At 26.5% G+C, this 2,080-nt stretch carries 2 protein-coding genes; one reads left to right on the top strand and one right to left on the bottom strand.

Features of this window, described 5'->3' with window-relative positions:
* Nucleotides 1-375, top strand: a 375-nt coding sequence (locus tag CG473_RS04095) for a hypothetical protein (RefSeq protein WP_211276226.1), incomplete at its 5' end; no start/stop codon positions are given.
* Between the two features lie 317 nt (nt 376-692).
* On the opposite strand, the gene CG473_RS04090 is transcribed toward CG473_RS04095, so the two are convergent.
* On the bottom strand, nt 693-1,697 hold the full coding sequence (locus tag CG473_RS04090) for a formate/nitrite transporter family protein (protein ID WP_094255041.1): 1,005 nt from the start codon (nt 1,695-1,697) through the stop codon (nt 693-695).
* Nucleotides 1,698-2,080: the final 383 nt, after the last annotated feature.

Genomic DNA, 2,080 nt, shown 5'->3' with positions numbered 1-2,080 from the left:
AATTTTATTATTCTATCGGCAATGCCCGAAAATGACATAGTAATCGATGTTAAGGCAGACTTGACAAAAGGTGATTTAATAATTAAATCATTAAGTTTAGTGACAAACCAAGACCAATCAATAAATTGATTAGAAACCGTAAATTTTATTAAATCACGCTGAAAAGATTGAGAATATCCTTACTCTCAACCATTTGTGAAATACAATTGATATGATATGAAAACAAAAATCACAGTTATAAACAAATCATTAATTGGAACGAAAGGCATTGATTCATTAAATATAAAAGTGCACAATCTTAGAGATTTTTCTGCACTAATTGAACATTTTTCTGGACAAAAAAATAAATTATTAACGACAACAAACACTTTTTAAATCAGAAACTCATATTTTTTGAAATAAAAGGAATATGAGTTAAAATCGGTATCCTTTAGAAGTTAAATAATAAACAACCTTTTAACTTTATAAATTATTTTTTTCTAATTCAATAATCTAAAATTTTTTGCAAATTTAAAAATTAAAAGCTGTTTTAATTACAAAATTGATTTTGTGTAATTAAAGTTTAATATTAGTATGAAATATTAAACTGCCAATATTTAAAATCCGTTAATTTTTGTTAGCTCCCTAAAATAAATTAAAAAAATGGTTACATATAAATGTAAACCACTTTTGCAATTATAGTTTTCTATACTTTATTTTTTTCGTTTTCGATTTTTAATTTTATCGTATAAAGAAAATATAAAAGGTTTGTTTTCAATAGCTTTTTGCGCTTCGGTTTCTGCTTGTGCATTTAATTCTTCACCAGGTTCACAAAATGCATTTGTGATATTACCATCATGAATGTATTCAAGTGAACAGAATTTAGCAATATATTTATTTTTAGATGATCTAAAATTAACTAACACATAGTAAAGTGAAGGTAGAATAAGAGCTCCAGAAATTCAGTTTCCTATTAGTGTTGGCAATAAGGTATTATAAATAAATATTGCAGCTCACATGCTTCCGTAATTTGAAGCAGCAACTGTTGGGAACTCAGCTAAACCAATTGTATAAATACTTAAGTTAACAGGTATATGGTTGAATCCAGCAATTGCTAATAAGAATATAGGCAATCAAACTATTAGAATTTTACCAACTGCATTTTTTGAAGCCATTGATGATCAAATTGCTCCAACAATAACTATATTACTTACAATTGAAGAGAAAAATATTTGATGTCACTCACCACCGCGAGCGTTATATAGTTTTCCTTCAATAATTCCTTTAATTACTAATAAATCATTTTCGTTTCAAGCAGCAGCTCAGTGAAAAACATAAGCCATTACTAAGCCGCCTAGAAAATTAGCAAATAAGACAATACTTCATCTTAATAATAAGCTTCTAAATTTACTTTCTTTTTTTAAACATCCTAAGAATGCTAAGTTATCTCCATTAAATACTGCAGCGCCTAGAAATAGTACAAATAATATTCCAACAGGGAAAACTGCTGCTGCAGCAATTCTTCCTTCTGGCCTGATACTTAGTGCTCCATCTGTTATTACAGAAAAAAGTGAAGTTACTTTTACAAACCCATAGAATGCAATGGCGATATAAACTCCGCCTAGAAATCCCATAATTAAAATTCTTCATCATTCTAGTTTTGCTTTATTCATTCCAAATTGCATAGCATTTTGAAAATTTGTTTTATAATCGTGCATTAAATCTCCTTACACTTATAATTATATTCTCCATACCATATTAATATTATTTGCATTGAAAAAAAGTAAAATTTTCCACATTTTTCCACATATTAGCTAATCTTTGATTTTCGACTAAAAAATATGCTATTTTACTTAAGCGCTTTTGAGCTTCATTAAATAATTTTTATCAATATATTTATAAATTATTACAAGTATATTTCCACATGTTAACGATATGGAAATAGCAAATATTGAAATAGTATTTAATTAAGAAATAGACAGTTTATAAATAATGCAATTTAGTTGAAAACAACAATATTTATAGGGAGCAAGTAAAAATTAACGGATTTAAAATTTTATTTTTTTTAGAAACTTAAAATTAAGTCTCATTTTTACCTTAG

The organism is Mycoplasma testudineum (genome assembly GCF_002245785.1).
In the GTDB taxonomy this organism is placed as follows: Bacteria; Bacillota_I; Bacilli_A; order Mycoplasmatales; family Metamycoplasmataceae; genus Mycoplasmopsis_B; species Mycoplasmopsis_B testudinea.
The sequence above is the reverse complement of the archived record's forward strand: the minus strand, read 5'-3'. Positions and strand labels throughout refer to the sequence as shown.